Origin of the sequence: Chitinophaga sp. (genome assembly GCF_035564935.1) — a bacterium.
Lineage (GTDB): Bacteria > Bacteroidota > Bacteroidia > Chitinophagales > Chitinophagaceae > Chitinophaga.
This window is the reverse complement of sequence record NZ_DATMTE010000967.1, coordinates 1-2,901: the sequence shown is the minus strand read 5'-3', so window position 1 is coordinate 2,901 and position 2,901 is coordinate 1. Positions and strand designations below refer to the sequence as shown.

Sequence of the window (2,901 nt, the reverse complement as noted above, 5' to 3'; positions counted from 1 at the left end):
CGAAAAAATGCCGGACTCCAAATTCCATGAACTGTTCATGGACGAATTAAAAGACATCTACTGGGCAGAAAAGAACCTGGTAAAAGCATTGCCTAAAATGCAGAAAGCCGCTACTTCGGAAGAGTTAAGCACCTGTATTGGAAACCACCTGGAAGAAACAAAAGAACATGTAGCCAGGTTGGAACAGGTATTTGAACTACTAGGAAAGAAACCCCAGGCAAAGAAATGTGAAGCCATGGAAGGGCTGATCGCTGAAGGGCAGGAAGTAGTGGCTGATACCGATGAAGATACTGCCGTAAGAGACGCAGGTATTATCATCGCGTCGCAGAAAATTGAACACTACGAAATATCTGCATACGGCAGTTTACGTACACTTGCCAATGTAATGGGACATTCACAGGTGGTTAAACTGCTGGAGCAAACTTTGAAGGAAGAAAAGAACGCTGACAGCTTACTCACAGAAGTAGCTGAATCTACTGTAAACGAGGAAGCTGCAGCCGAATAGGTTAACCGAGTTTGTATAATTGTTAATGGAAACTGCAAAGTCCCTGTTATATGCAGGGACTTTTTTTAACCCGATAATATGCAAAAATCGAATCCCAAAAAACCGGTAAGGCCGGCACGCGAACAAGCCGTACAACCCGGCCTGGAAGGGGCAATGGACCCGGCGCCCGTGTTTAAAAAGAACAACGCAAAGAAAGGTAAACTGCAAAATAAAGTAGCGCTTATTACCGGCGGCGACAGTGGCATTGGCCGGGCCGTAGCGGTAGCTTTTGCCAAAGAGGGTGCAGATGTGGCCATTGCCTATTTTAATGAACATACAGACGCGGAAACCACCTGCGAACACATTGCCCTGGCAGGCAGGGAGTGCCTGCTTATTGCCGGCGATATCAGCAATGAAAAACATTGTAACGATATCATAAAGCAAGTGATAAAAAAGTTTAAGAAGATAGATATACTGGTAAATAATGCAGCGGTTCAATATCCGCAAAAAAGTATCGGGGATATTAGCGCCGGCCAGCTTCACAAAACCTTTGAAACCAATATTTACCCGCATTTTTATCTTACCAGGGCGGCCCTCCCGTATTTGCCCAAAGGCAGCAGCATTATTTGCACTACTTCCGTAACGGCTTACCGCGGTAGCAGCCACCTGATAGACTACAGCGCCACTAAGGGCGCTATCGTTTCTTTTGTAAGGTCATTGTCGGCCTCCCTGTCGGAAAAAGGTATCAGGGTTAATGGAGTGGCGCCAGGCCCCATCTGGACCCCGCTCATTCCTGCCACCTTTACCGCGGAGGAAGTGGCAAAATTTGGTACCGATGTACCAATGAAACGCGCCGGCCAACCTGTAGAAGTGGCCCCCTGCTATGTATTCCTGGCCAGTGACGACGCTAGCTATCTTACCGGCCAGATCCTGCATCCCAATGGAGGGGAGATCGTAAATGGTTAACATAGATCAGATAACAGACCCCGTAGCCGTAGCCCGGTCTGTAAAGCTGCGGTATGTGAAAGGAAACGCTCCCGGTTATACCCGCGTCCGCAAGGGAAAGGATTTTATTTACCTGGATCCCGGGGGAAAACAGGTGAAAGACGAGGAAATACTGCACCGTATCCGTAGCCTTGTGCTGCCCCCTGCATGGGAAAATGTATGGATCTGCACCTGGGCAAACGGCCACCTGCAGGCTACCGGTACCGATATAAAGGGGCGTAAGCAATACCGCTATCATACCGATTGGGGCAAGGCCCGCAATGAAACCAAATACTACCGTCTCCGCCAGTTTGGCGAAAAACTGCCGGGCATACGGAAACGTATACACGAAGATTTAAAGCGCACTTCGCTGGATAAAAACAAAGTGATTGCCATTGCCTTATCCGTAATGGAAGAAACCCTTATCAGGGTAGGGAATGCTTCCTATGAAAAACTATACGGCTCTCATGGCCTCACCACCCTGCGGGATAAACATGTAAAGATCAATGGCGATAAAGCCTTTTTCCGCTTCCGCGGGAAAAAAGGCGTGGAACATAAAATAGAACTCCGCGACGCCGCGCTGGCCAGGTTGCTGAAGAAAGTACAGGATATCCCCGGCCAGGTATTATTCCAGTATTATGATGAGAACGGCGAACATAAGGGGCTCGATTCCGGTGAAGTAAATGATTATATAAAACAATGCTGCGAAGAAGATGAATTTACCTGTAAAGACTTCCGCACCTGGGCCGGTACGGTGAACGCATTAAACCTCCTGGCGGATCTGACCCCCTACGCATCCATAACGGAATGCCGCCGGAATATTGTAGCGATAATCGACGGTGTGGCGGGCAAACTGGGGAATACCCGCGCCGTCTGTAAAAAGTATTATATCCATCCGCAAATACTGAACGCTTATGAAGCAGGTGAACTGGAACCCTGGCTGCAGCAGCTAAGGGCTAAACGCAATAAACCCGCCAGTGGCGGGTTACATGCGGATGAAAAGGTACTCATGCAATTTTTGAAGGAAGCCTGATACAGGCAAAACGCCCGTGACCACGCTATCCGAATATCAGCTGTTCTTCTCTGTCTTCTACCTTTATTTTCTTGATAAACTCGTCAAAACCTGCCTCTTCGTGCGAACTGTATGCGCCGTAAGCGTCCAGTACATAGCCCTTATTGCCTTCCTGGTCTTCCATTACATATAAAACGGAGGAATCTGAAGGATCTGACTCTCCTTCAAAACGATAGGTTTTAATGATAGTCAGGTCATCCGGGTTGTAGATCTTCTGCTCTTCCGTATTCTGCAATCTTCCATGATCACTCATCTTTAATTCGTGATCAAATCCCTTTTCATGCAGCTTCTCCAATACCCTTGTTAAAGTTGTCATTTCACCTGGCTTTTCCATAAAAAAAGGTTTTAGTTGTAGATCGGA

The 2,901-nt window shown here is 47.5% G+C and carries 4 protein-coding genes; 3 read left to right on the top strand and 1 reads right to left on the bottom strand.

Annotated features, from left to right (window positions below; genetic code table 11):
* The 3 genes from VN105_RS25045 to VN105_RS25035 all read left to right on the top strand — a co-directional run.
* The coding region (locus VN105_RS25045) for a ferritin-like domain-containing protein (RefSeq protein WP_325645395.1) at window positions 1-505 on the top strand (505 nt) is incomplete at its 5' end.
* Between the two features lie 78 nt (window positions 506-583).
* The gene (locus tag VN105_RS25040; RefSeq protein WP_325645393.1) at window positions 584-1,450 is read left to right on the top strand and encodes an SDR family oxidoreductase; all 867 of its coding nucleotides are present in this window, start codon (window positions 584-586) and stop codon (window positions 1,448-1,450) included.
* On the top strand, window positions 1,443-2,501 hold the full coding sequence (locus VN105_RS25035; RefSeq protein WP_325645391.1) for a DNA topoisomerase IB: 1,059 nt from the start codon (window positions 1,443-1,445) through the stop codon (window positions 2,499-2,501). The genes VN105_RS25040 and VN105_RS25035 overlap by 8 nt, the downstream gene beginning before the upstream one ends.
* Window positions 2,502-2,526: 25 nt before the next feature.
* Here the strand turns inward: VN105_RS25035 and VN105_RS25030 are convergent, their stop codons facing one another.
* Window positions 2,527-2,874, bottom strand: coding sequence for a hypothetical protein (locus VN105_RS25030; RefSeq protein WP_325645387.1), 348 nt, complete (start codon window positions 2,872-2,874; stop codon window positions 2,527-2,529).
* Between the last annotated feature and the right edge of the window lie 27 nt (window positions 2,875-2,901).